Source organism: Pseudomonas sp. MF6751 (assembly GCF_016613265.1).
Classification (GTDB): domain Bacteria; phylum Pseudomonadota; class Gammaproteobacteria; order Pseudomonadales; family Pseudomonadaceae; genus Aquipseudomonas; species Aquipseudomonas fluorescens_BV.
The window spans coordinates 228557-253221 of sequence record NZ_JAENSV010000002.1 but is presented as its reverse complement, the minus strand read 5'-3'; the positions used below and the strand labels follow the sequence as shown (position 1 = coordinate 253221).

Annotated in this window: 24 protein-coding genes and 2 pseudogenes; 11 read left to right on the top strand and 15 right to left on the bottom strand. The window is 58.9% G+C overall.

Annotated elements, in window-relative coordinates; translation table 11 throughout:
- Window positions 1-56: 56 nt before the first annotated feature.
- The 7 genes and pseudogenes from ispA to JJD66_RS02955 all read right to left on the bottom strand — a co-directional run bounded on the left by ispA (window position 57) and on the right by JJD66_RS02955 (window position 8633).
- Complete coding sequence (gene ispA / locus JJD66_RS02985; RefSeq protein WP_034126861.1) at window positions 57-944, bottom strand: (2E,6E)-farnesyl diphosphate synthase; 888 nt, start codon at window positions 942-944, stop codon at window positions 57-59.
- On the bottom strand, window positions 941-1183 hold the full coding sequence (locus JJD66_RS02980) for an exodeoxyribonuclease VII small subunit (RefSeq protein WP_003194556.1): 243 nt from the start codon (window positions 1181-1183) through the stop codon (window positions 941-943). The genes ispA and JJD66_RS02980 overlap by 4 nt, the downstream gene beginning before the upstream one ends.
- A gap of 73 nt (window positions 1184-1256) precedes the next feature.
- The gene (locus JJD66_RS02975) at window positions 1257-2396 is read right to left on the bottom strand and encodes a Fic family protein (RefSeq protein ID WP_200647568.1); all 1140 of its coding nucleotides are present in this window, start codon (window positions 2394-2396) and stop codon (window positions 1257-1259) included.
- A 137-nt stretch (window positions 2397-2533) separates the two neighbouring features.
- The gene (locus JJD66_RS02970; protein ID WP_200647567.1) at window positions 2534-2947 is read right to left on the bottom strand and encodes a hypothetical protein; all 414 of its coding nucleotides are present in this window, start codon (window positions 2945-2947) and stop codon (window positions 2534-2536) included.
- A pseudogene (locus tag JJD66_RS02965) lies at window positions 2904-7534 on the bottom strand (RHS repeat-associated core domain-containing protein). Before JJD66_RS02965 ends, JJD66_RS02970 begins: the two are co-directional and overlap by 44 nt.
- A 135-nt stretch (window positions 7535-7669) precedes the next feature.
- Window positions 7670-8050, bottom strand: a complete 381-nt coding sequence (locus JJD66_RS02960) for a MerR family transcriptional regulator (RefSeq protein ID WP_200647566.1) — start codon at window positions 8048-8050, stop codon at window positions 7670-7672.
- Entirely contained in the window at window positions 7989-8633 is a 645-nt protein-coding gene (locus tag JJD66_RS02955) for an NAD(P)H-dependent oxidoreductase (RefSeq protein WP_200647565.1), read from the bottom strand. The genes JJD66_RS02960 and JJD66_RS02955 overlap by 62 nt, the downstream gene beginning before the upstream one ends.
- Window positions 8634-8905: 272 nt before the next feature.
- On the opposite strand from JJD66_RS02955, the pseudogene JJD66_RS02950 reads away from it, so the two are divergent.
- The 11 genes and pseudogenes from JJD66_RS02950 to JJD66_RS02900 all read left to right on the top strand — a co-directional run.
- A pseudogene (locus tag JJD66_RS02950) lies at window positions 8906-9181 on the top strand (PDDEXK nuclease domain-containing protein); the annotation flags it as partial.
- 225 nt (window positions 9182-9406) lie between these two features.
- Window positions 9407-9988: a YjfI family protein gene (locus tag JJD66_RS02945; RefSeq protein WP_034126864.1), complete on the top strand. Its 582-nt coding sequence runs from the start codon at window positions 9407-9409 to the stop codon at window positions 9986-9988.
- 17 nt (window positions 9989-10005) lie between these two features.
- The gene (locus tag JJD66_RS02940; RefSeq protein WP_057975573.1) at window positions 10006-10704 is read left to right on the top strand and encodes a PspA/IM30 family protein; all 699 of its coding nucleotides are present in this window, start codon (window positions 10006-10008) and stop codon (window positions 10702-10704) included.
- A gap of 94 nt (window positions 10705-10798) precedes the next feature.
- Window positions 10799-11359: a rhomboid family intramembrane serine protease gene (locus JJD66_RS02935; protein ID WP_200647564.1), complete on the top strand. Its 561-nt coding sequence runs from the start codon at window positions 10799-10801 to the stop codon at window positions 11357-11359.
- 72 nt (window positions 11360-11431) lie between these two features.
- Entirely contained in the window at window positions 11432-12466 is a 1035-nt protein-coding gene (locus JJD66_RS02930) for an ion channel (protein WP_200647563.1), read from the top strand.
- Window positions 12453-13127, top strand: a complete 675-nt coding sequence (locus JJD66_RS02925; RefSeq protein ID WP_200647562.1) for a DUF2491 family protein — start codon at window positions 12453-12455, stop codon at window positions 13125-13127. Before JJD66_RS02930 ends, JJD66_RS02925 begins: the two co-directional genes overlap by 14 nt.
- Before the next feature lie 15 nt (window positions 13128-13142).
- Window positions 13143-13571, top strand: a complete 429-nt coding sequence (locus tag JJD66_RS02920) for a DUF350 domain-containing protein (RefSeq protein ID WP_003194539.1) — start codon at window positions 13143-13145, stop codon at window positions 13569-13571.
- Between the two features lie 18 nt (window positions 13572-13589).
- A complete protein-coding gene (locus tag JJD66_RS02915; protein WP_034126869.1) occupies window positions 13590-14300 on the top strand; it encodes a DUF1190 domain-containing protein in 711 nt (236 codons plus the stop codon).
- Window positions 14301-14311: 11 nt separating this feature from the next.
- Window positions 14312-15469: a glutathionylspermidine synthase family protein gene (locus JJD66_RS02910; RefSeq protein ID WP_034126870.1), complete on the top strand. Its 1158-nt coding sequence runs from the start codon at window positions 14312-14314 to the stop codon at window positions 15467-15469.
- A 155-nt stretch (window positions 15470-15624) separates the two neighbouring features.
- The gene (locus JJD66_RS02905; RefSeq protein WP_198714468.1) at window positions 15625-16389 is read left to right on the top strand and encodes a type IV toxin-antitoxin system AbiEi family antitoxin; all 765 of its coding nucleotides are present in this window, start codon (window positions 15625-15627) and stop codon (window positions 16387-16389) included.
- Window positions 16379-17302, top strand: coding sequence for a nucleotidyl transferase AbiEii/AbiGii toxin family protein (locus tag JJD66_RS02900; protein WP_198714467.1), 924 nt, complete (start codon window positions 16379-16381; stop codon window positions 17300-17302). Before JJD66_RS02905 ends, JJD66_RS02900 begins: the two co-directional genes overlap by 11 nt.
- Window positions 17303-17358: 56 nt before the next feature.
- On the opposite strand, the gene ycaC is transcribed toward JJD66_RS02900, so the two are convergent.
- From ycaC to JJD66_RS02860, 8 genes are all read right to left on the bottom strand, one after another.
- Window positions 17359-17991 (bottom strand): isochorismate family cysteine hydrolase YcaC, encoded by a 633-nt coding sequence (ycaC, locus tag JJD66_RS02895; protein ID WP_198714466.1) that lies wholly within the window; start codon window positions 17989-17991, stop codon window positions 17359-17361.
- A 451-nt stretch (window positions 17992-18442) separates the two neighbouring features.
- Complete coding sequence (locus JJD66_RS02890; RefSeq protein ID WP_034126892.1) at window positions 18443-19213, bottom strand: LexA family transcriptional regulator; 771 nt, start codon at window positions 19211-19213, stop codon at window positions 18443-18445.
- 211 nt (window positions 19214-19424) lie between these two features.
- Window positions 19425-19952, bottom strand: a complete 528-nt coding sequence (gene ppa / locus JJD66_RS02885) for an inorganic diphosphatase (protein ID WP_003176323.1) — start codon at window positions 19950-19952, stop codon at window positions 19425-19427.
- 109 nt (window positions 19953-20061) lie between these two features.
- Entirely contained in the window at window positions 20062-20877 is an 816-nt protein-coding gene (locus JJD66_RS02880; protein WP_198714465.1) for a zinc-dependent peptidase, read from the bottom strand.
- A 7-nt stretch (window positions 20878-20884) separates the two neighbouring features.
- Window positions 20885-21541 carry a DedA family protein gene (locus tag JJD66_RS02875; RefSeq protein WP_003194521.1) on the bottom strand — a complete coding sequence of 219 codons (657 nt, stop codon included), beginning with the start codon at window positions 21539-21541 and terminating at the stop codon, window positions 20885-20887.
- Between the two features lie 322 nt (window positions 21542-21863).
- Window positions 21864-22322 carry a GNAT family N-acetyltransferase gene (locus JJD66_RS02870; protein WP_014720105.1) on the bottom strand — a complete coding sequence of 153 codons (459 nt, stop codon included), beginning with the start codon at window positions 22320-22322 and terminating at the stop codon, window positions 21864-21866.
- 89 nt (window positions 22323-22411) lie between these two features.
- Window positions 22412-23248, bottom strand: coding sequence for an ethanolamine ammonia-lyase subunit EutC (gene eutC / locus JJD66_RS02865; protein WP_034126894.1), 837 nt, complete (start codon window positions 23246-23248; stop codon window positions 22412-22414).
- Window positions 23245-24639: an ethanolamine ammonia-lyase subunit EutB gene (locus tag JJD66_RS02860; RefSeq protein WP_198714464.1), complete on the bottom strand. Its 1395-nt coding sequence runs from the start codon at window positions 24637-24639 to the stop codon at window positions 23245-23247. Before JJD66_RS02860 ends, eutC begins: the two co-directional genes overlap by 4 nt.
- Between the last annotated feature and the right edge of the window lie 26 nt (window positions 24640-24665).

Sequence of the window (24665 nt, the reverse complement as noted above, 5' to 3'; positions counted from 1 at the left end):
ACTGCCCACGCAGAGGGCCTAACTTGGCCGATATGCGGCGCAAATGGCCGCGGCTGTCAGTGGCGACGTTCGACGATATACCGCGCCAGGTCACGCAGTGGCTCGGCCGCCGCGTCGAAAGGTCGCAGGGCATCCAGGGCCTGGTCGCGCAGCTCGACGGCATACGCCTTGGCGGCTTGCAGCCCCAGCAAGGCAGGATAAGTCGGCTTGTCCCGTGCGATATCGGCGCCTTGGCGTTTGCCGAGGGTGGCGGTATCACTTTCCACGTCGAGAATATCGTCCTGCACCTGGAAGGCCAGGCCGATAGCGCGTGAGTAGGTCTGCAGGGCCGCCAATTGCTCGGCGCCGGCGCGGCCACTGGCCAGTGCGCCCAACTGCACGGCCGCCTCAATCAGCGCGCCGGTCTTGTGGCGATGCATATGTTCCAGGGCTTTTTGATCCAGCTTGAGGCTGACCGATCCCATGTCGATGGCTTGCCCGCCGACCATGCCAGCCGGGCCTGCGGCGTGGGCCAGGGCGGTGACCATGCGCAGGCGGATCTCGGCGTTGACGCTGCTCAAGCGCGGGTCCAGCAATGCGCTGAACGCCAGGCTCTGCAAGCCGTCACCGGCCAGGATCGCATAGGCTTCATCAAAGGCTTTATGGGTGGTGGGCTGGCCGCGACGCAAATCGTCATCGTCCATTGCTGGCAAATCGTCATGCACCAGGGAATAGGCGTGGATCAACTCGACCGCACAGGCCGCACCATTCGCCTCGGCTGCCGGCGCCCCGAGAGCTTCGCAGGCGGCATAGGCCAGCAACGGGCGCACACGCTTGCCGCCATTCATCACGCTGTAGCGCATGGCTTCATACAGGCGCGTCATTTCCGGGCTTGGCGCAACAAACAGGGGCTCCAGCGCGGCATTCACCCGGGCTTGGCTACTGGCCTGATATGCGCTGATCATTCCGGCTGTTCCGCATCGAAAGGTTCTTCGGCCAACTCCCCGTCACGCTCCAGCAACACCTGGACCTTCTGCTCCGCCTGCGCCAACGCGCTCTGACAGTCGCGGGTCAGGCCGATGCCTTGCTCAAACGCTGTCAACGAGTCTTCCAGCGACAACTCGCCGTTCTCCAGACGCTCGACCAGGGCTTGCAGGTCGGCGAGGGATTGTTCGAAATCGAGTGCAACTTTTTTGCGGGCCATGGCGGCAATTCCGGTAGACGGTAAACCGGCGCGACACTAGCAGACATGGGGGATTGGGGCAAATGAGTGGGGGTTACTCGTAAGGGGGATTGACGTGATAACGCGTACTGCGGCCACCCCCGGGGAGGCGCACCAGGCAGTTTTTCTCCAGCAGGTCTGCCAGGTGCCGCGTCGCAGTGGCCTTGGACACTTTGGCCACCGCTTGGTATTGCGCGGCGCTGATGCCCTGTTCGAAGCCCCGCTCACCACCCTCGAGCAGGCGATTGAGTACCTTGACTTGCTCGACGCAGAGCGAGACGCCACGGTGCTGCTGCCAGAACCGGCTTTTGGCCAACACCCGGTCTATCCGTGTCATCGCCTGTTGCAGGCTGCGCAACAGGGTTTTAAGAAACCATTCCAGCCAGTCGGTGATATCCAGCGTGGCCTTTTGACTGGACTCCAAGGCGGTGTAGTAACCGGCCCGGTCCTCCAGGATGCTGGCCGACATGGCGTAAAAGCGAATGGCGTGGTGTTCGCCTTGGGCCAAGGCCAAGTCAGTGATGGCGCGCGTCAGGCGACCATTGCCGTCATCGAAAGGATGCAAGGTGATGAACCAGAAGTGCGCAACACCTGCACGAACCAATGGATCCAGTTCAGGTTGATTGCGACTGGTTTCGAACCACTCCAGGAAATCCTCCACAGCGTGCTCCAGGCCGTGACGTGGCGGCGCCTCAAAATGCACGGTTGGCCGATCAAGCCTGCCCGACACCACCTGCATCGGCTCATTGCCCCTCAACGCGCCGACGCTGAGCTCGCGTGTGGCAAAGCCTGCCTCAGGCTCTGGGAACAACAAATGGTGCCAATTCATCAGGCGCGCGAGGGTGAACGGCTGCGCAAATTGCTCGGTGGCATCCATCATCAGATCGGCCAGCCCTTCACTGCGGCGGCTGACCTGGCCGTCCTTCGTGACTTCCAAACCCATTCGTCGTGCCAGGGAGGAGCGCACCGAACCAACGTTCAACTGCTCACCCTCGATGGCCGAAGAGGTCAGGATATTTTGCAGCAGGGCATCCAATTCATTCTGCGCGCTGACTGCCTGGGTGACAGAACCCAGCATGCCCAGTAGCTTGCCTTGGGCCTGCCCACACTCGCGCAGCAAGGCCGCCAGCCGCCCAGGCTGCCAGTGAAAGTGAGGCCAGTCGGTGTGTTGCCAGATCCAGTTCGGATGATCCATGGATGAGTGCCTGGGTGCGTGAGCCGAATAGAGGGTCTATTCGGCTCATTTTGTGAGCCGATTGTGCTGGGTATTCGGCTCATCGTCTAGGAGGCACCGAGCCAAAGAATTCGTTTTCATGCGGGCTCGCTTGATGATCAACGAAAGCTGACGTCGATTCTGTCGACTTTTAGTTTTATGAAATGCTCGTTATATTCAGGGTGGTCATAGTGTATATCCTCATCGTTTAATGAGGCGAAGCTGTAAAACTGTGTGTCGCATAGGTTTCCATAAAGCAGGTAGGCGTAGCCGGGGCTTATCTTTTCAATCAATGGTGCTCTCGGTTCGACCTTCTCGATCTCATAATCGTCAGATAGATTCATTGTCAGCTCGACGTTGTAGGTCTTCCCGATCTCTATGTCATATGGGCAGTAGCTGACGAAGCAATTTATGATGGTTCCTTCAATGAGCAGAGTTATGTCTTCCTCTATATGCTCATTGAGTGCTAACACCTGTGCTTTTATATAGCTATTTTCTGTATGGTCTAATGGTTTTGTCAGAGGGGTCGCCATTTATCATCCTCCAGAAGTCTTTTCCGCTTTTTGCATGCAACGTCGTAATATGACCGCTTGTATTCGTTCCCGCAAACGCAAATTTCGCTTGCCCTGTTCTATTTGTTCCCATTAGTAAAACGTATCCGGTTGTTGGGGTATTTCTATACGAATAATGAACCGGCGTGCCTTCATTTATTACATGTTGTGCGGTGAGTAAGTATTCGTGACTAGAGCCAGCGCCGAATTCAGGTCCATGCTTCTCGTAATGCTCATTTAGTTTTGACTCGCTGGCAAATGCTGTCGGATGTTGTGTTGCAGAGGGCCTATTTGGTTCGCCTGCATTGACTTTGGCATCAATCGCGGGATCCTGAGGCTCTGTTCTAGCATTGCATCCGTTTTGCCCCGGGCAATTATTCAAGCCTAACGGGTCTGTCCATCCCGTTGGATTGAGTACGTACTGGTACCCATTGATCCCCCCCGCCAACTTCACCGGGTCCGGTGTCAGGTAACGACCAATATCCGGATTGTAGTATCGATGGCGGTTGTAATGCAGCCCGCTTTCCGCATCGAAATACTGACCTTGAAAGCGCAGCGGGTTGTCGATTTTGCCCGCGTCGAGCCGGGCGATCTGGCCGTAGGCGCGGTAGTGGGCGGACCAGACGATTTCGCCCTCGGGGCTGGTGAGTTCCTGCGGGGTGCCGAGGTGGTCGAGTTGGTAGTGGTAGGGCGTTGTGGCTTGGGGGCCGAAGCCTTCCAGTAGCGCCAGTGGGCGGAAGCTGTCTGGTTCGTAGAGGTAGCTTCGATGGCGTTCTGCGTGGTGTTCGGCAATCAGCTTGTCGCCTTGCCAGAAAAACTCGGTGGTCTTGCCGTCGACGGTTTTGCTGATGCGTCGCCCAAATGGGTCGTAGCGATAGCTGGCTGGCCGTTTGGTTGGGTGATGCCGATCAGCCGATGCTGGCAGTCGTAGTGGTATTCGGTGATGAGTTGCTGGCCTTTGCCGCGCCGCTCACGAATCAAGTTGCCGAAGGCGTCGTAGTCGTAATGGCGGTCGCCCTGGATCATCAGGCGGTTGGCCGCGACAATGTCCGGGCCGGGGCGGTCTTGCATCAGCAGGTTGCCGGCCGGGTTGTGGCCGAAGCGTTCCTGCACGTCTTGGGAGTGGTCGGCGCGGGTCAGGCGGGCGAGGGGGGCGTAGTGGTAGCGGTGTTCGCCTTTGCGGGTGTCGAGCAGGCGGGTGAGGTTGCCGGCTTTGTCGTAGTCGTATTGGCGTTGGTAGAGGTGCTTCTGTTGCTGGGTGACCGCGTGGGCGTGCAGGCGGTGTTGATCGTCGTAGTGGTAGTGGCTGAGCAGTTGGCCTTGCTGGCGCTGGTGTTCGCGGCCGCTGTTGAATAGATGTGAGGTGAGTACTTCACCGTTGAGTTCGACCGTGGCGAGGTGGCCGCCTTTGTCGTGGTTGAAGGTGATGCGATTGTTGTCTGGCAGGCACAGGTTTTTCAGTTGCCCGCAGGCGTCGTAGCCGTAGCGCAGGGTGCCCCAGCCTTGGTGTTCGGCGGTGAGGCGGTTTTGGCGGTCGTATTCGTAGGCCAACGCCCAGTGGCCGTCTTCGACGCTGAGGAGGTTGCCTTGGCGGTCATAGGCATAGTCGACAACGCTGTCATCGGGCAGGGTTTTTCTTACGAGGCGCCCGGCGTAATCGCGCTGGTAGCGGGTGATGAGCTGACTGTCATCGTCGCCGTACTCGGTTTTTTCCAGCAGGTTGCCGTTGAGGTCGTAGGCATACGCGGTGCGTTGGCCGTCGAAGCCGGTTTCCTTGCGGATCAGGCCGTTGGGGTGGTAGTCGAGTTGGTAGGTTTCGCCGGCTTCGTTTTCGATCTCGGTGAGGAGCAGCCGGGCGCTGTCGTAGCGGTACTTGACCTGGGTGCCATCGGCGTTAAGGCGGCGGCTGATCAGGTGCAGGCCGTCTGCGTATTCGTAGCGGGTGACGTGGCCGAGTTCGTCGCGTTCGGCGATGATTTTGCCGTAGGGGTTGTAGCTGAATTCCCTGCAAGCACCACTGGGCTGGATCAGTTTCAGCAAGCGTCCTGCGGCGTCCCACTGATACTGGATTAGTGCGCCATGCTCATCCTCACGGGCAACCTGTCGCCCCAAGTCGTCATAGCGATAACGCTTGATCCCACCATTGGGCAATTGCTCCTCCAGCAACTGCCCACGCTCGTTCCACACCAGCCGATGACAACTGCTGTCCGGGTACCAAATCCCCGTCAGTTGCCCATGTTTGTTGTAGCTGTAGTCAGTCGAGTTGCCATCGGGATCGGTCCTGCGCGTAATGTCGCCTTGGCCATTACGCTCATATTTCCAGACCGCCTCACCACGCCGTATAACCCGTACGAACCCATTGTCATGCTCGTAGGCAGTCGGCTCATCATCCCCCGGAAACAGCGCCACCAAGCGTCCGGCATCGTCATACTGATAGGCTGTCACCGCGCCCATCGGGTCTTGCTCGACGGTCAGCCGGCCTTGGTCATCGTAGGATTTGTAATGCTGAGCGCCGTCCGGATCGATGCGCTGCACCAACCGCGCCCGCTGGTCATGGACATACACCTCCTGGCTACCGTCGGCGTTATGCACGGTGACGCGCCCGTCATCGCCCCAGGCATAACGCGTGTCCATCTGCGAAAAGCTCGCCCAATGCCGCACACATCGCGCCGCCTTGCCTGCGCGTTCCCATTCCCAGAAGAAACTCGCGCCACCGGCCAGTTGGCGTTCAAGAATGACGTGCTGATCGTCATACCGATAACGCTCGCTTTCCCCGACAGCATTGGTCGCGCAGACCAGTCGTCCGTGTTCGTCATAGGCGTAGGAAACAACGTTCTGCTCGGTCTCCCACACGTAGGGCTCTCGCCCTTTGGCGCGATGCATCTGGTAGTCCACCGCGACGATGCGATCCAGCTCATAACGCAAAAGCAGCGAACGGCCAGCACCGTTATCCAGCCGCTCAATCCGCCCTGAACGATCACGGAAAAGACGCAGGCGGTTGTCATACGCATCGCTGATGGTTGTCAGCACACCATCGCGAAAGTGATAGAGGCGCGAGGCCTGGGCCAACACCAACTCGTCAGGCGCCGAACCCAAGTAGATCGCCGCTTCGGCCAGGCTATTGGTGATCGCGGGCCGAGAGTCGGTGGGCAAGGGAAACTGAGTACGGCGGTTCTCATGGTCAGTCCACACCACCAAATCGCCCGACACCACCAGCCGATGGGCCAGCGCATGGCTCCAACCAAACCCCAACCCACAATCGATCTCCACCGCGCTGGTGCGGTACAGCCGCGTCCACTCAAACGGCAAGATCCCATCCAGCGCGCCGTCGGTAAGGGTCAGCAACTCCTCGCCAGTGACCATCGACACCGGGCAACCGTGAGTGACCGTTTTATCCGCAGACGCCGCAGCATCCCCCTTCGGATTTGAAGCCACGGCGGGCACATCATCCACATGCTCTTTCTGCGTCAGCACCGCGTTCTGCCGCGCCCGCCAGCGCATCTGCATCGTGCCTTGCTTCAGCTTACCCACCACCCCGCGAACCGCCACCGCTTTGTAGCGGTCCACCGCCTGCATGAACTTCGTGAGGATCGTCAGCACACCGGTCACGAAGCCCACGGCTGACTGAAGCACCCACGCACCGTACTTGACCAGGCGCATACTCAAATACGCCACGCCCGCTGCCGGCAGCGCGATGGTCAACACCACGCCAATCACCAGGTCAATCAGCAGCGACACCATAAAACCGGCGGCTGCTTGTGCGACTTCACTGGGCGGTAACGCCTCCAGCCAGATCATGGCGGTGCGCAGTAACAGGTACCGCGCCGCCTCATCACTGGCCAGCAACATCGCCTGTTCCATGACCTTGGGCGCATCAGTGGCGATTTGCGCCAACCTGGCCGCCTCGCTACCCAGTTGCTCGACGTACTTGAGCGGGTCTTCAAGAATCGCCTGCACCTGCTTGATGCTGTCCCACGCGTCACGGATCGCTGCCCAACTGCCGGCCAGCACGCCGTTGCCAATCGCGCTGGCGGTGGATTGCTGCCAGTGTGGCTTGAAGCCTTGCCACTGCTCGCGCAGCCATTGCTCCAGATCCGCTGTCAGCCCCGCATAGGAAGCAAACAAGGCGTCGACTTGCTGCGCTGAAACACCGCCTTGAACCCTCACCTGATAACGCCCGCCAGCGGCGCAGTCGTGGGAACCTTCGCCGTGCTCGTCGAGCAGGATGACCCTGGAACTGCCGTCATCCAGCCCGATCACCTCAACCGGGATATTGCCGATCGGCACGTCGTACGCTGACTCGAACCTGCTCTGGATCTTCAGCACACCACCCGCAGGACAGCGGGTCACGGTGGAAAAATCCGTATCGCCAAGACTCACCGACTGCTGTGCATCCCCAGCCCGCAACACCCGATCCATACCCAGCAACGACGGCATGTCCGCTGCATGACTGACCGTATCCAGCGCGCGCGAATACCAGGCGCCCATCTGCTGGCGGTACTCCGCCAGGCTCTGATGGAAACCATTTAGCTCGTGTTCGATAAAGTTGATGTGGGCAGGTTGGGTCATCCATGACGTCTCGTCGCAAGGCAAGGCGTCGGAGTCTGCCGCAGTAAAAAACGGCTGGATGAACGGTTGGAAAAATCAGATTGCGGCTACAACGGACGGGTAAAAGTCGGCGTTAACCCATACATAAAGGCCACTTCAAATCGCGAAGCTACTGATTGACGAGCAGTCCCCTTGAGCGCCTTTGAGTTGGGTTTCGAACGCAATCAGCCCAGCCTGCATCCGTCGCAATACGGCGATTTGCGCGGCCAGCGTGCGCTTCTTGTCGGCGATGGCTTGCTCAGCCCGGTCCCAAGGAAGCGCATCACCCTCGTACCCCAGCAAAATCTCCTGCAATTCCTTGAGCTTGAACCCCAGCTGTTGCGCGCACTTTATAAACATCAGCCGCTCGACATTCTGCGCGGTATAAACGCGATAACCGCCCTGACGCGCAGGCGCGGGCATCAGCCCGATCGCCTCATAGTGACGAATCGCCTTGATGGTTGTGCCGGACAACTGCGCGGCTTTGCCGATGTACATGAAAACTCCCTTTTTCAAATAGTGCGCTGGCCTGTTTCAGCCACTTGGCCCGCTGCGTCAGCGTTGAGCCCAGTACCGGCCCCAACAGCAGTGTCTTGCTCGTCGTGATGCCACAGAGCGCCAGTGTGGTACGACGCATCTGGTGGATGGCCGGCATGCGATAAACCCAGCGGTAATACCACGGCGGCGTATCGAGGGTCACTAACAAGTGCGCGGTTCGGCCCTTTAACAGCTTGTCTGGGAATGCCTTGCCTGCGCGGTATTTGAAGGCAAAGCCGGGTAGGAAAACGCGGTCGATAAAGCCCTTCATCAGAGCCGGGACTCCGCCCCACCAGACAGGGAAAACCCACGCCAGGTGCTCGGCCCAAAGGATGTCGGACTGGGCGCTGAGCAAGTCGGGCTCCAGCGTCTGTGCCTGGGTATAGCCATGATTAAGGATGGGGTCGAACCTGAGATCACCCAGGCGCAGGACGCGGACTTCGTGGCCGGCCGTTTTCGCAGCGTGGATATAGGTGCGCGCGAGGGCGGAACAAAAGCTATCGGAGGACGGGTGGCCGAGAATGACCAGAATGCGCTGACTCATGGTGATAAGTTCTGAGAAAAGGGCATTCAGGGTAGGGGGTGCCGTATAGGGTAGAGTCAAGTGCCAGCAGGACCTTTCTGTGAGGTACGCGGGATCCTTCCTGAACTGTTCTCGAATGCTTGTGACGGTACTGTCGGCTGGCTAGCCTGCCGAAAACACCAGAGTAAAAAAGGCATGAGCGAAACTTCTATCGGGTTGATCGCGCCTCCTGAGGGCTACGGCGATTGGCTGACAGACCTCAAGGGCCGCATCCATCAGGCGCAACAGCGCGCATCAATCAGGCCGTTAAACATAACTGGCCGCGCAACACCTTGGTGATGCACATTGAAAACCGCCTGCTGGAACGCAGTGGCAAGGCCGTCAGCAACTTCGAAAGCCACCTGCCCAAAGCGCAATCCGACCTGGCGCGCGAATCCCTCAAAGACCCGTACCGCTTTGATTTCCTCTGCCTCGGTCAGAATGCGCAGGAGCGCGAAATCGAAAACGCCTTGATCAAGCATGTCACTGACTTCTTGTTGGAGTCGGGCGCAGTTTTTGCCTTCGTTGGCGGGCTCTCTCGATGACTGAAAATTGTAAGGAAAAATCTCACGCGTGAGCTATTGAGTACCTTGCGGATTGCCTGTAGATTTTCTCACGCGTGATTTTTTCACAGCGAGGTCAGTACCATGAACAGCAGCTCTCCATCGAGCCCATCAACTGGGCCCGATACCGATTCAACAAGCCTCAAGGGAGAGCGCTTGAAGCCGTCCGCAAAAAAGCCGTCGAGCTTTTACATGAAGCAGATGCGTGCGGGGCTGGCGGCGGCGGGTTATGTGAAACACGAGACTTGGGTGCTTCCCGAAAATCGAAGCCTGCTCAAGCAAATGGAGAAACAGCTACGCCAACCGATCCTGGCTGGCTCATTCATGTCGGAGAATTTCATGAGCGCAGGTACCAACTGGAATATCGATCGCCTCTTCAGTGCTCTTCAGGCGCTGGATGACGTGACGTCCAATGACATTACGCTTTCTCTCGTCCAAGGCTCCGAGTCCAGCATCAAGCTGGAGATGAACGACTTTGGTGGCTTGCCGATTTACATCGCGGTGGTGGGCGAGCAAATCATCGTGGATACCGTCCTGGTCGACGCCGAGTCCATCAACGATGTCGCGAAATTCAACGACGCCGTGCTGCGCAGCCGGGAGATGTTCCCGTTGTCGTCCATCGGTATCGAGTCCATGCCGAACGGGCAGGTGGTTTACAACATGTTCGGTGCGCTCAGCTCCGACTCCAGCCTGACCAACATCGTGACCGAGGTGAAAACCCTGGTTGATAACGTGCAGCGCGCCAGCGAAGCCTTCGAACGTTTCTTCATTTAATTATTCGGGAAAATCCAATGACTCAGTCCATCTGGAGCAAATTGTTCACCGCGTTACGTGGCGGTGCCAGCGAAGTCGGCGAATCGATCGTCGACCAACAGGCCCTGCGCATCCTCGACCAGGAAATTCGCGATGCCGACAGCGCCTTGGCCAACGCCAAGCGTGAATTGGTAAGCATCATGGCCAAGCACAAACTGGCGGCTGATCGCGTTGGCGAGTACGACGCCAAGATCAAAGACCTGGAATCCAAGGCGATGGCCGCTATCCAGGCCAACCGTGAAGACCTCGCCCTGGAAGTGGCCGAAGCCATTTCGACCCTGACCAACGAGCGGGACGTGGAGCAAAAGCAGACCACCGAGTTCGGTGGGTACGCTGAAAGCATGCGCAAAGACATCACCAAAGCCGAGAGCCGCATCAAAAGCCTGCGCCAGCAAGTGGACATGGCCAAGGCTCGCGACAGCGTGCAAAAGGCCCAGGTCAGTGCCTCCATTGCCAGCGGTGGTGCCAACGGCAAGCTGGAAACTGCCGTCGGTACGCTCAATCGCTTGCAGGCCAAGCAGCAGCAACGTGCCGCTGAGCTGCAAGCCCAGGATGAGCTGGCTGATGCGTCAACGGGCACGGACCTGGAGCGCAAACTGCGCGATGCCGGCATCACGCCGAACGAAGGCAGTGCCAATGCGATTCTGGAGCGTCTGAAGCAAAAGTCGGCTGAGTAATCAACGCAGGTCAGTTAAGCCTGCAACTCTGTGGCGAGGGAGCAAGCTCCCTCGCCACAGTGGCAGTGCCCTTCTTTTGTATGTTGAGGTCAGGATGAACGCCTTGAAGGGTTTCAAGACAATCGCAGGCCTGGCCCTCTTCATGGTCGCGCTGCAACTGCTCAATGTGGCGACCGGTTACAGCCTCATGGCATTCGGGCTAATCCCGAGAACGATGCAGGGTCTGTTCGGCATCCTCACATCACCGTTTTTGCACGCCTCCTTCGCCCACCTGAGCGCCAACCTGATTGCCTTTGTGATCCTGGGTTCTTTGGTCATCATCGAAGGGGTCAACCGGTTCATCGCCGTCAGTGCCATCGTCATTCTGCTGGGCGGCTTGTTGGTCTGGCTGTTTGGTTTTTCAGGCGTACACGTCGGCGCCAGCGGCTGGGTGTTCGGGCTATGGGCCTATCTGCTGTCTCGCGCCTGGTTCCACAGAAGCTGGGGCAACCTGCTAACAGCCGCTGTCGTGGCTTTGCTGTATGGCGGGCTGATCTTGGGCTTCCTTCCGCGGCAGGGCGTTTCCTTCGAAGGGCATCTGTTTGGTGCGCTCGCCGGATTTATTGCAGCCAAGGTACTTCTATCCACGCCGCGCAGCGGGTTTAATGCCGGGTGAACGCACTTGAGCATCCAGACGCCGAGGCGATGCTGTCGTCAGGATTCAAGTACCCAGGGAGCCAGGGGCCAAATGTCGATTTTCCTACTGTTACGCATGTACGCCTCGTCCCTCTTTCACCGCTTCGGTTGGGCAGGACTGATCGTTGCCTTGGGTGTCCACCTGAGCACGGCTTACCTGGGCCTGGTGTTGCTGGGCGAACAACCCCTCACTGCTCCCGCCACGTTTATCTACTTCTACCTCACCACCACACTCACCGTCGGCTATGGCGACCTCGCGCCGCAGACCTCGGCGGGACGAATTTTCGTGGCGGCCTGGGTCATGCTCGGGGGCATTGCGCTGCTCACGGCCGCCATCGGCAAAACCACCAGCAGTGTTATCGATGCATGGAGAAAAGGCATGAAGGGCAAAGGTGATTTCACCGGCAAGGTCGGCCATACCGTGCTGATCGGCTGGGAGGGCGCGTCCAGCGAGCGGGTGATTGAGTTGTTGCTGCAAGACGAAACCTCGAACGACAACCTGATCGTGATCTGCGATTGCAGCCTTGAAGAAAACCCGATGCCGGGCAAAGCAGCGTTCATCCGCGGCGAAAGCCTGTCTTCCACCGCACTGTTGCTGCGTGCCGGTGTGCCCGGTGCCGAGCGTGTGCTGGTGCGAACCCCGTCTGATGACCTGACGCTGGCCACCGTGCTGGCGGTGAATCAACTGAGCCCCGTCGGGCATGTGGTCGCCCACTTCAACGAAAGTGAAATCGCTGCACTGGCCAGCTCCTACGCCCCGCGCCTGGAATGCACGTCCAGCATGGCGATCGAAATGCTGGTGCGCGCCTCCCAGGATCCGGGGTCGTCGGTGGTCATCAATGAGTTGCTGTGCGTGGGGCAGGGCGCCACCCAGTACCTGATGAAATTGCCCGATGCCTTTGAGGCAACGTTCGGCGAGCTGTACACGCAGATGAAGGAGCGCCACAACGCCACCCTCATCGGCTATCGCGCCAAAGGCGTTCAGCAGCCGTCGATCAATCCGCCCAGTGCCACACAGGTCAAAGGCGGCGAACTCTTCTACATCGCTTCCACTCGCCTTAAGGAAATCTCCCATGGGATGGCTTAAACAGTTGATGGGGCTTGAGGCCCCAAAAACCACTACCGACTCGAGCCGAACCGCCAGCCCAAGCCTGCCTGCTACCGGCCCTTTGGGCCTGGCGCCGGGCAAGGGCGTGATGTTCGACACCACCCTGAAATTGCTGCTCGATGAAAAAACCAACGTGGTGATCCCCGGCTCCCAGGAAATCTGGAGCAATGGCACCATCGATCTTGGCCAGTCCACCTGGCTGTCGCGTTATTACATGAACGACGAAGATTATTGGTTGCAGGTGCACACCACCGGCCAGATAGCGGGCCAGGTCGAGTCAGTGATTCTGTTCAACTACCTCAGCTACGTCACCATCAGCAGCGAAGCGGAACTGCGCAGGCTCGCGGGCCCACAGAGCCTGATCGGGCTGCCGACCTACACCCACGACGGCGTCGAGTACTTCCGGGAGTGGGGCAGCGAGAACGGCCAGACCGAATTGGTGGCGATGAGCGAACAGGTCACCAGCCCAGAAGCCACTTACAGCGTCGAGCACCGTTCGATGCTATACGCCCGCGACACCGGCCTGACCGACCGTCGAGAGTTCCTGCTGTTCTCCGTCGAAGAAGATGCCGAAGGCACCATCAGCCTGAGCACATCCCTGGGCATTTCGCTGTACACCACCGACCTGACTACGCTCTAAAAAAGGAAGCCGTCCATGCTAGAAGCACTCTCCATCTCCCTCAACAAAGCTGCGGTGCTCGGCTTTGTCCTCTACATCCTGGGGGCTGCGGTACTGTTCGCGCTGTTCCAGTTCATCTACACCCGCATCACCCCGCACAAGGAGTTCGAACTGATCCGTGCGGGCAACACCTCCGCAGCGGTCGCCCTGGGCGGTGCCATCGTCGGTTTCGCCATTCCGGCCAGCAACGTGATCGCCTACTCGATCAACGTTCTCGACTTCATCGTCTGGGCCGTGATCGCCGCCGTCGTCCAGCTGCTGGCGTTCCTGCTGACCAGCCTGGTGCTCAAAGGCACGTCCGAGCGCATCAAGAAGGGCGAACTGGCGGCCGGTATCTACGTGGCCGCGGTGGCCATCAGCGTCGGCATGCTGAATGCCGCGTGCATGACGCCCACCTCGAACTGATTGCGCACGGAGCTCCCGATGAAACGAAGCAAGTACGTCCAGCTGTCGCTGGCAGCGTCGGTCGCCATGGCGATATCCGGCTGCGGCCCAACGGAAAAAACCTACGACCTGCAAAAGAAGTACAACTTCCAGTCGGTACAGCAATGCGCCGATGAAAAGCTTCCGGTGGACGTCTGCTCGGACGCCTACATGACGGCCATGGCCGAGCATCGCCGCATTGCGCCGGTGTATGACAGCCAGGCCGATTGCGACGCTGACTTTGTCGCTGATTGGTGCCAGCAAGACTCCACCGGCAAATTCATCCCGCGCTTGGGCGGTTTCGAACTGACCGCCGAAGGCCAGGTGACCCAATCCCAGGTCGACGCTGCCAATGCGCAAGCGGCCAACGCTCAGGCCAGCGGCGGCGGCTCAGGCTTCTCCACCAGCAGCCTGCTGACCGGCTTGCTGATCGGCAACATGCTGAGCAACAACCGCAACAGCTACCGTTCGGAACCGGTGTACCGCTATCGCGATGATCGTGGCAACTATGGCAACTCGACGCTTAACCAACGCGTCTCCAATGGCGCGACCTTTGGCCGCTCCAACCAGGCCCGGTACGGCAGCAGCAATTACACCAACACGCTGCGCTCTTCACCTAAGTCGAGCTCGGTTTCATCGGCCACCTCCCGCGGCGGCTTCGGCAGCAAAGCCAGCGCACGCAGCGGCTGGGGCGGCGGGTCGAGCAGCTAAGGACACCGGCCATGAAGAAGATCCAATGCGCAGAGCGTCATGACTGGAAACACACAGCCGAGAGTCTTGGCTTCCTGTTCCATACCATCGACGACGAACCTTACTGGGACGAAAGCGCGTACTACCAGTTCACGCTCAAGCAAATCGAGCGCGACCTCGAAGACCCGACCACCGAGCTCCATGACATGTGCATGGACCTCGTCGCCCGCGTGGTCCACAGCGAAGAACTGCTTGAACGCCTGAGCATCCCCGCGCCTTTCTACGACATGATCCGAACCTCATGGCTCGAAGGTCACCCGCACCTGTACGGGCGCATGGACTTCTCCTACAACGGCAGCGGGCCCGCCAAGTTGCTGGAGCTCAACTACGACACCCCCACCAGCCTTTATGAAGCAGCCGCGTTTCAGTGGGGCTGGCTGGAACAATGCATCGAGCGCGGCCTGCTGCCCAAGCACGCCGACCAGTTCAATAGCATCGACACCAAACTGCACCAGGCCTTCGCCCAACTGCAGGTCAACCAGCCGTTCTACTTCGCCTCGATGAAAGACTCCATCGAAGACAAAGGCACCACCGACTACCTGCGTCTGGTTGCCGAAAAAGTCGGCATCGAATCGCGCCACATCGACGTCGAAGACATCGGCCTGACCAGCGAAGGCCGCTTCGTCGACCTTGAAGATCGCTGGATCCCCCACCTGTTCAAACTGCACGCCTGGGAGTTCATCTTCCACGAGCCCTTTGGTGCCGCGATTGCCCAGAGCGACACGCAGTTCTTCGAGCCCGCGTGGAAATCCGTCCTCTCCAACAAAGGCATCCTGCCGCTGCTGTGGGAATTCAACCAAGGCCACCCCAACCTGCTCGCGTCCCACCTGGACACCGACCCAGGCAAGGCCGTACCAAAAGGTTGGGTGCGCAAACCGTTCTTCTCCCGGGAAGGCGCCAACATCGAACTGCAAACCGCCGACGGCCTGATCGTAAAAGAAGACGGCCCCTACACGGATGCGCCATTCATCCTTCAGGAGTTCGCACCGCTGCCGAAATTTGGTGACAGCTACACGCTGATCGGCTCTTGGGTAATTGGCGACCAGGCCGCTGGCATAGGTGTGCGAGAGGACAATAGCTTGATCACCAAAGACTCAAGCCGGTTTCTGCCGCACTTGATCCTGGATTAAGGAAGTTGATCGTTCCCACGCTCCGCGTCACTGCACCTTGGTATTGAACGTACCCATTCACGATTGCAATCAAAAGCTTCGCAAGGATAGTCACGCTCAACTTTTCCGTGGTTTAATATTTTTCATATAAATACCCCTATAGGGTGATATCTATCATGAAAATAAACCGCCTTCTCGCTGATTGGCCACCGGGCTCTATTGCCACTCAAGCGTGGCTGCACGAGCACGGCGTTGGGCCGAGCCTCATTCAAAAATATCAGCACACGGGCTGGGTAGAGCGTGTGGGGCATGGTGCGTGGAAACGCAGCGGCGACGATCTTGACTGGCATGGCGGTGTTTTCGCACTGCAACAAGACGCAACGGTGCAGATTTGGCCGGGTGGTGCGACGGCGTTGAGCCTGGCCGGTTACAGCCACTACCTGACCTTCGGAAAGCAGATAGTCGATCTATTCGCCACACCAGAAGCCCTTCTACCAGGCTGGTTTCGCAAGCATGAATGGGGGGGGCAGGTAAGTTTCTACCGAGGCGCGCTTTTTGTGGAATTGAAAGATATGGCGTTACAAGTTTTCCAAGTGCCGTACCGCCAATTTGCGCTAAAAATCTCCACCCCGGAGCGTGCGGTGCTTGAGCTTATCCATCAAAGCGACGATGAAATGCTGTTCAGCGGTGTGACCGATGTATTGAGCGGTCTGGCCACACTCAGCCCCAAACGCCTGCAAAAACTGCTTGAATCGTGCAACTCGATCCGCGTCAAACGCGTGTTCCTGTTGCTGGCACGTAACGCGAACCATGCGTGGTATGGGCGAATAGATCGTTCCAGCATCGACATGGGTAAGGGCAAGCGGCAAATCATCCGGGGCGGTCGACTCGATAAAGAGTTCCTCATTACCGTTCCGGAGCGTTTTGCCAATGTCACTTGATCCACGTTATGCCGCTCAGGTTCGTCTGCTGGTGCAGGTCATTCCTTACGTAGCGGCAGAACGATGTTTCGCACTGAAAGGAGGGACCGCCATTAACCTGTTTGTGCGGGACTTGCCTCGGCTGTCGGTAGATATAGACCTGGCGTATCTGCCCAACACTGCCCGCCAGCAGGCATTGGCCGACGTTCGTCAGGCGTTGGGGCGCATTGCCGGTGCCATAGCACGAGGCCTCCCTTCGGGCATCGCGACCGTTCAAGCAAATCGAGACGATGAGCTTCGGATTCTCGTAAGAAACGCTCAGGCCCAGATTAAAATTGAAGTTTCGCCAGTGCTGCGCGGGACTGCCCTGCAGCCGCAGGAGCGTGACGTAGTGCCGTTGGTCGAGGATGAGTTTGGGTTTGCCTCGATAGCGGTGGTGGCCTTGCCCGACCTCTACGGCGGTAAAATCTGCGCTGCACTGGATCGGCAGCATCCAAGGGACCTTTTCGACGTGATGTTGATGCTTCGAGAAGAAGGGCTGACACGCGAAATTTTTGAGGGCTTCCTGGTGTATTTGATCAGTCATGGGCGGCCTATGGCTGAGCTGCTTGCCCCACGGTGGAGGCCACTGGCGGACATGTTTCAGGCTGAATTTGCTGGCATGACGCGAGCGCCGGTCACTCTTGAAGAATTAGAGGTAACCAGAGAGGCTTTGCTGACTGCGATCCAGCAACAATTCTGCGAGCAGGATGCCGCCTTTCTGATTTCGCTCAAACAAGGAGAGCCTGACTGGGTGAAGTTGAATTTGCCTGGGATCGAAGAGTTGCCTGCTGTGCAATGGAAGCTGCATAACGTCAGGCGGATATCTGCTGCGAAGCGAGTAGAAGCTGTGGCGAAGCTGGAGGCGGTGGTTGGGCAATTGCTGGTCGGGTAAGCCGTGAAATGAAAAAGCCTGCTTCTCAAAGCAGGCTTGTCATACAGCGTGGTTACTTACTTAGGCTGGGCAGTCAGCGCCGCATACCCATTCATCAAATTGCGATAGTTAGGAATCCGCTGGGACAACAAATTCCCCAGCCCTTCGATATCGTTGCGCCAGTCGCGGTGCAACTCACACGCCACCGAGAACCAGTTCATCAACTGTGCACCGGCCTGCGTCATCCGGCTCCACGCGGCCTGCTGCACCGTGGTGTTGAACGTGCCCGACGCATCCGTCACCACAAACACCTCAAACCCTTCCGCCAGCGCCGACAACGTCGGGAACGCCACACACACATCCGTCACCACACCGGCAATGATGATCTGCTTACGCCCGGTGGCCTTGATCGCCTTGACGAAATCCTCGTTGTCCCAGGCATTGATCTGACCAGGGCGAGCGATATACGGCGCGTCCGGGAACATCTCCTTCAACTCCGGCACCAGCGGGCCGTTAGGGCCTTGCTCGAAACTGGTAGTGAGGATGGTCGGCAAGTTGAAGAACTTGGCCAGGTCAGCCAGGGCCAGCACGTTGTTCTTGAACTCGTTGGGCGAGAAGTCCTGCACCAGGGAGATCAGGCCGGTCTGATGGTCGACCAGCAGAACAATGGCGTCGTCTTTGTTCAAGCGGTTGTAGGTTGCAGTGCTCATGGTTGAATCCTTTTTTTGTTTAGGTTGGTTGGGCGTTGCGTTCAACATGGGCACAGATTAATGGGTGGGTGACGGGGGATAAATCGGGTGGGAGGAGTATTACTGTCAACTTAAGGTGGACAATGCTTAAGGCTCGATTTCAGGCCTCAGGTCGCTGCGCAGAACAGGAATGAATTGTCTGCCTCAATGACATTGATTGAAGGGGGGGGCCAGCAGCTGTTGGGTAATTGGAACTGTGTTTTACGGGCATTAAAAAGCCGGCTTGTGGCCGGCTTCTCGGGGACTGCCTCAGCTTGTTTTTGACAAACCTCACCAGCCTTCAAATCGCTCAGCCCACATTGCGTCAGGCTGAATAGTAGGGGCATCCGCGGGAACTCCTCCGCTTCGCCAGCAGGGTGTCAGCTAAAAGCGACCCCTGCCAAATGTGCGGCGCATGATACCCACATTCACCTCAGTTGCCCACCTCCGGTTCCGATTTAGAGCCTTCCCAGCCCAGCAGGTGTTCATCCAGCGGCACCGGTGGGCGGCGGTTGTTGAGGGTGGACCACCAGAATACCCAGCCGACGATCTTGAAGCTTTGTTCGAAGCGTTCCTCATGGTTGAGGTATTCGTCCGGGTGTTCGCTGGCGTTGTGGCTGCGCATGCGCAGGCCGCCGCCAGGACGGTTGTAGAGGTATTTGATGCGCAGCATGCCATCGTGTTCGACGGCGTAGATTTCACCGTCGATGATTTGGGTGCGGCCTCGGTCGATGGCGAGGGTGGCGCCTTGTTGGATGATGTCGATCATGCTGTTGTCGACCATGTAGGCGCCTATCGCGCGGTCGGGGTTGACGTTGAGGGTTTCCAGATTGTGCAGGGAGACGCGGATGCGTTCGGTTGAGGTGAAGGTGGGGTGGAGAGGAATCTCCACGTCGGTTTTCTCCGGGCGGCAGGCGGGGCCTGTGAGGTATTTGCCTGTGTCTTCGCGGGTAGTTGCAATCCTTGCGATGGGGCCTTCCAACAGGTAGTTGGCAGGCGGGTGCTTGGGGCCTTTACCGTCGCTTAACCAGCGACTAGAGACGCACAGCAATTCTGCGATCTCGTTGAGTCGGCCCATGGGGACGCCGCGTTTGAACCAGTTGTTCACGTGCTGAGGCGTGACGCCGCGGTTCTTGGCGAAGTCGGAGGCGGAAAGATGAACTTCCCGTAGTAGTGCTTTTAAACGATCACCTGATGTATTCATAAACGCAGAGTTTACTGGCCGGAAAGTCCCATCAAATAAACCATGCGTTGATTTGCAGTTGTAGGATCTGGCTTAGTTATGGCTTGATCTTTCATATGTGCAACTTGGTTAAACGCTGCAACTAAACATTAAACTTAATGTTTAGTCTCGCCCATAAAAAAGCCCCGAATTAACGGGGCTTTTTATTTGCCGTGGCAATGAGGCGCGGGTATCAGCCTTTGTAGGCGGCAACCGACTTCATGATCTCGGCGCGGGCGGCGTCTGCGTTGCCCCAACCGTCGATCTTCACCCATTTGCCTTTTTCGAGGTCTTTGTAGTTCTCGAAGAAGTGCTTGATCTGTTCCAGCAGCAGTGGCGGCAGGTCGGTGTATTCCTTCACGTCCACATACAGCTGGGACAGCTTGTCGTGTGGCACTGCGATGACTTTGGCATCGCCGCCGCCGTCGTCGGTCATGTTCAGGATGCCGACTGGACGGGCGCGGATAACCGAGCCTGGGGTGACCGGGTAAGGGGTCACGACCAGCACGTCGAGGGGGTCACCGTCGTCAGCCAGGGTGTTGGGGATGAAACCGTAGTTGGCCGGGTAGAACATCGGGGTGGCCATGAAACGGTCAACGAACAGGCAGTCGCTGTCTTTGTCGATTTCGTATTTGATCGGCGCGTGGTTGGCCGGAATTTCGATGGCGACGTAGATGTCGTTCGGCAGGTCTTTGCCAGCCGGAATCTTGCTGTAGCTCATTGGGCGTTGCCCCCGTTAGTTGGCCATATGACATGGCCGGATTGGCCTAAAAGTGGCGGCGATTATAGGCATATTCTGACGCCGATGCCATGCGCCAAGCGTCGTACGGTCATTCGCCCTGTGGCGAGTAGCGCGGGTCGCTGGCTTGCAGTTGAATCAGGCGGGCCAGGGGATCCTGGCGATAAAAGCGGCTGAGTTGGGCGTACACCTGTGGATAACTGTTGACCAGTAAATCCGGGGCGCTGAAGAAATACTCACTGGTGACGGCAAAGAATTCCGCCGGGTTTTCCGCAGCGTAAGGGTCTATCTCGGTCTCGGCGTCTGGGTTGGCGTCCAACTGGCGGTTGAGGTCATCGAAGGCGCCTTGCATGACGCTGGCCCAGTCCTGCACGCGCATGTCATTGTGCAGAGGCGGCAGGCCGTTGGCGTCGCCGTTGAGCATGTCCAGCTTGTGCGCCAGTTCGTGGATGACCAGGTTGTAGCCTTCCCATTGGCCGCTGGCGAGCACACCAGGCCAGGCGAGGATCACCGGGCCTTGTTGCCAGGCTTCGCCGCTGTGTTCGCCGTCCCATTCGTGCTCCACGCCACTGGCATCGCGATGGCGTTGCGGGCTGAGGAAGTCGTCGGGGTACAGCACGATCTCATGGAAGCCCTGGTACCAGTCGAGGTCGCCCAGGTTCATCAGCGGCAATTGCGCCTGCGCGGCGAGCAGCAGGCGTTGTTCCTGGTGCAGTTCGACGCCGGGCAGGGCGGTGAGGTGTTTTTCGCTGAGGAACACCACGCAGGCTTCGCGCAGCCACTGGTCTTGCTCCGGCGTGATGCCGTCGAGGAAGGTCAGGTGGTGGCGCACCCGTTGCCAGGTGTCATCGGCAATCGGGTGCTTGGCCAGCAGGCGCCGGCGACGCCAGGCGCTGAGGGACCACACGGGGGGGTCAGTGCGGGTTGGCTTCGGAGGACGTGCGGCCAAAGCGGCTGCGCACTACGCCAATAATCATCGGCACCAGGGACAGCAGGATGATGAACACCACCAGCAGCGACAGGTTCTTCTTGATAAAAGGCACGTTGCCGAAGAAGTAACCCAAGGTCACCAAGCCACCGACCCACAGGATGGTGCCCAGTACGCTGAAGCCGAAGAAGCGCGGATACGGCATCTTGGCCACGCCCGCGACGAACGGCGCGAAGGTACGCAGGATCGGCAGGAAGCGCGCCAGGGTCACGGTCTTGCCGCCGTGTTTGTCGTAGAAGTCGTGGGTTTTTTGCAGGTAGTCGCGGCGGAAGATCTTGGAGTTCGGGTTGCTGAACAAGCGCTCGCCCGCCGTTCGTCCGATCACGTAGTTGGTGCTATCGCCGAGGATGGCCGCCAGCATCAGCAGGCCGGCCAGCAGGACTGGGTCCATACCGCCGCCAGCCGCTACAGCACCGGCGATGAACAGCAAGGAGTCGCCCGGCAGGAAGGGCATGACCACCAGGCCGGTTTCGCAAAAAATCACCAGGAACAGAATGGCGTAGATCCACGGACCGTAATTGGTTACCAGCATGTCGAGGTAGACATCGAGATGCAGGATAAGGTCGAGCGGGTTGAAATCCATGGATGGCACCTGTGTGAATAGCCCGACTCAGCGGGCTTGTGCGGAAGCTCAGGCAATAAGGCTACAAGTAATTGTCGCGGTTCTTACAACCCTGAAAGGTCGGCATTATACGGATTGAGAGGTGAAAAGCGTGTGGCTTTTGTAGCGGGGAGTGTCGCGAAATTGTGAAGGGGTTGGGCTTCAAGCCAGTCGCCGGATCCAATGTGGGAGCTGGCTTGCCTGCGATAGCGGTGGGTCAGTATGAGAAATGCTCGCTGACACTCCGCCCATCGCAGGCAAGCCAGCTCCTACAAGGATATTGCGGTGTCTGGCTGACTGGTTTTCAGTCTTCGTTGATCGGCAACACGTAGTTTTTGAATTCGGTGTCTTCGCGAAACCCAATCGATTCATAGGTCTTCTGCGCCACGTCGTTATCGCTGCTGGTCGATACCCGCAACCGTACAGCGTGGGTGTCCTTGGCCATTTTCTTGGCCGTGCGCATCAGGTTGTCGGCCACCAGTTGCCGGCGTGCGTCCTCGGCCACATAGATGTCGTTGAGGATCCACACTCGCTTGAGCGACAACGAAGAAAAACTCGGATACAGCTGGCAAAACCCCAGCAGCCGCTTGTCGTCATCGTCGGCCAGGGCCAGGTAGATCACCGACTCCTTGCGCCGCAGGCGCTTTTCAAGGAAGGCCCGTGACGAGTCCGGGAACGGCAAGGCCCCGTAGAACTCGCGGTATTTGACGAACAACGGGGTCAACAGGTCCAGGTGTTCCAGGGTCGCTTGAGTAATCCGCATGCCAGGCCTCAACTTCCAAATGGGGTATGACCACACGAGCGGCCGTGACTCGATGCTGCCTAATGACGCCAAAAAGCGCAATCGTGCCGCTAGCGGTCATCCGCTGGGCTGAGCAGGAAATTGCCCTTCATCAGGTCCGGGTCGTCGGATTCGAGGGTCTGAACCTGCGCCTCATCCTTGAGATTGACCCCCGACAACTGCCGGCGACACGCCTCTCGCATCAAGTACAGCAGGCGATGGGCCGCCATGCCGTAGCTCAAGCCTTCGAGCCGCACATTGGAGATGCAGTTGCGATAGGCATCGGTGAGGCCGACCTTGGGGTTGTAGGTGAAATACAGGCCCAGGCTGTCCGGCGAGCTGAGCCCCGGCCGTTCGCCGATCAGGATCACCACCATCTTGGCGCCCAGTAGCTGCCCGATTTCATCGGCCACTGCCACGCGGCCTTGCTCCACCAGGATCACCGGTGACAAGGACCAGCCTTCGGCGTGGGTCTGTTCTTCCAGGCGCGCCAGAAACGGCGCTGTATGTTTATGCACGGCCAGTGCCGACAGGCCATCGGCCACCACGATGGCCAAGTCCACACCACCGGGCTGGGCCAGGGCGTAGTCGCGCAGCGTTTGCGCCGACTCATCGCTCAGGCGTCGCCCAAGGTCCGGGCGTTGCAGGTAGATGTGCCGGTCCGTGGCGGCGCTGTGCAACAACAGGCTGTCTCGGCCACGTTCGGCCAGTTGGTGGCTGAGCCCGGCGTGATCGAAGGGCAGGTGCACCGCGTCCCGCGCCTGGGCATGGGCAAACTGGAAGTCCAGTTGGGCGCTGGTGGGAAGGCTGGTGCCGGTGCGGCCCAGGGCAATACGCGCCGGGGTCAGGCGGCGCAGTTCCAGCCACGGGTTGTCAGGCAATTCTGGTTGCACGGTCGGCTCCTTCATCCCAATTGCGCCAAGGCGTGGCGAAAGGCCGGTGGCAGGTTGTTGCCAAAGTGCACCTTGCCATCAGCCTGCGTGAAGATGCCCATTTTCGCCAGCCACTGCTCGAACTCCGGCGCCGGTTTTAAACCCAATGTTTGCCGCGCGTACAGAGCGTCGTGGAATGAGGTGGTCTGGTAGTTGAGCATGATGTCGTCGGAGCCGGGAATGCCCATGATGAAGTTGATGCCGGCCACGCCGAGCAGGGTCAGCAGGGTGTCCATGTCGTCCTGGTCGGCTTCGGCGTGGTTGGTGTAGCAGATGTCGCAACCCATGGGTACGCCCAGCAGCTTGCCGCAGAAGTGGTCTTCCAGGCCGGCGCGGATAATCTGCTTGCCGTTGTACAGGTACTCCGGGCCGATAAAACCGACCACGGTGTTCACCAGAAACGGCTTGAAGTGCCGCGCCACGGCGTAGGCACGGGTTTCACAGGTTTGCTGGTCGACGCCAAAGTGCGCATTGGCCGACAAGGCGCTGCCCTGGCCGGTTTCGAAGTACATCAGGTTCTGGCCCAGGGTGCCGCGCTTGAGGCTCAAGCCCGCGTCATAACCTTCCTGCAGCACGTTCAGGTTGATCCCGAAACTGGCATTGGCCGCTTCGGTACCGGCAATCGACTGAAACACCAGGTCCAGCGGTACGCCGCGGTTGATCGCTTCGATGGAGGTGGTGACGTGGGTGAGCACGCAGGCCTGGGTGGGGATTTCGTAGCGCTGGATGATCGCGTCCAGCATCTCCAGCATGGCGCAGATCGAGGCGATGCTGTCGGTGGCCGGGTTGATGCCGATCATGGCGTCGCCGTTGCCGTACAGCAGGCCGTCGAGAATGCTCGCGGCGATGCCGGCCGGTTCGTCGGTGGGGTGGTTGGGCTGCAAGCGCGTGGACAAGCGCCCGCGCAGGCCCAGGGTGCCGCGAAACTGGGTGACCACGCGGATCTTCTGCGCCACCAGCACCAGGTCTTGCACGCGCATGATCTTGGACACGGCCGCGGCCATTTCCGGTGTCAGCCCTGGCGCTAATGCGCGTAGGGTATGTTCATCAGCCGCATCGCTGAGCAGCCAGTCGCGCAGGCCGCCGACGGTGAGGTGGCTGACCGCTGCAAACGCCTGTTTATCGTGGGTGTCGATGATCAGCCGGGTGACTTCATCGCTTTCATAAGGAATCAGTGCTTCTTGCAGGAAGTGCTTGAGCGGGATATTCGCCAGCGCCATCTGCGCCGCCACACGTTCGCCGTCATTCTGGGCGGCGACACCGGCGAGGAAGTCCCCGGAGCGTGCGGGGCTGGCCTTGGCCATTACGTCCTTGAGGCTGTCGAAGCGGTAGGTTTGAGCGCCCACCGCGTGGGAAAAGCTTGCCATACAGTGTCTCCTTGATGACGCGGGCC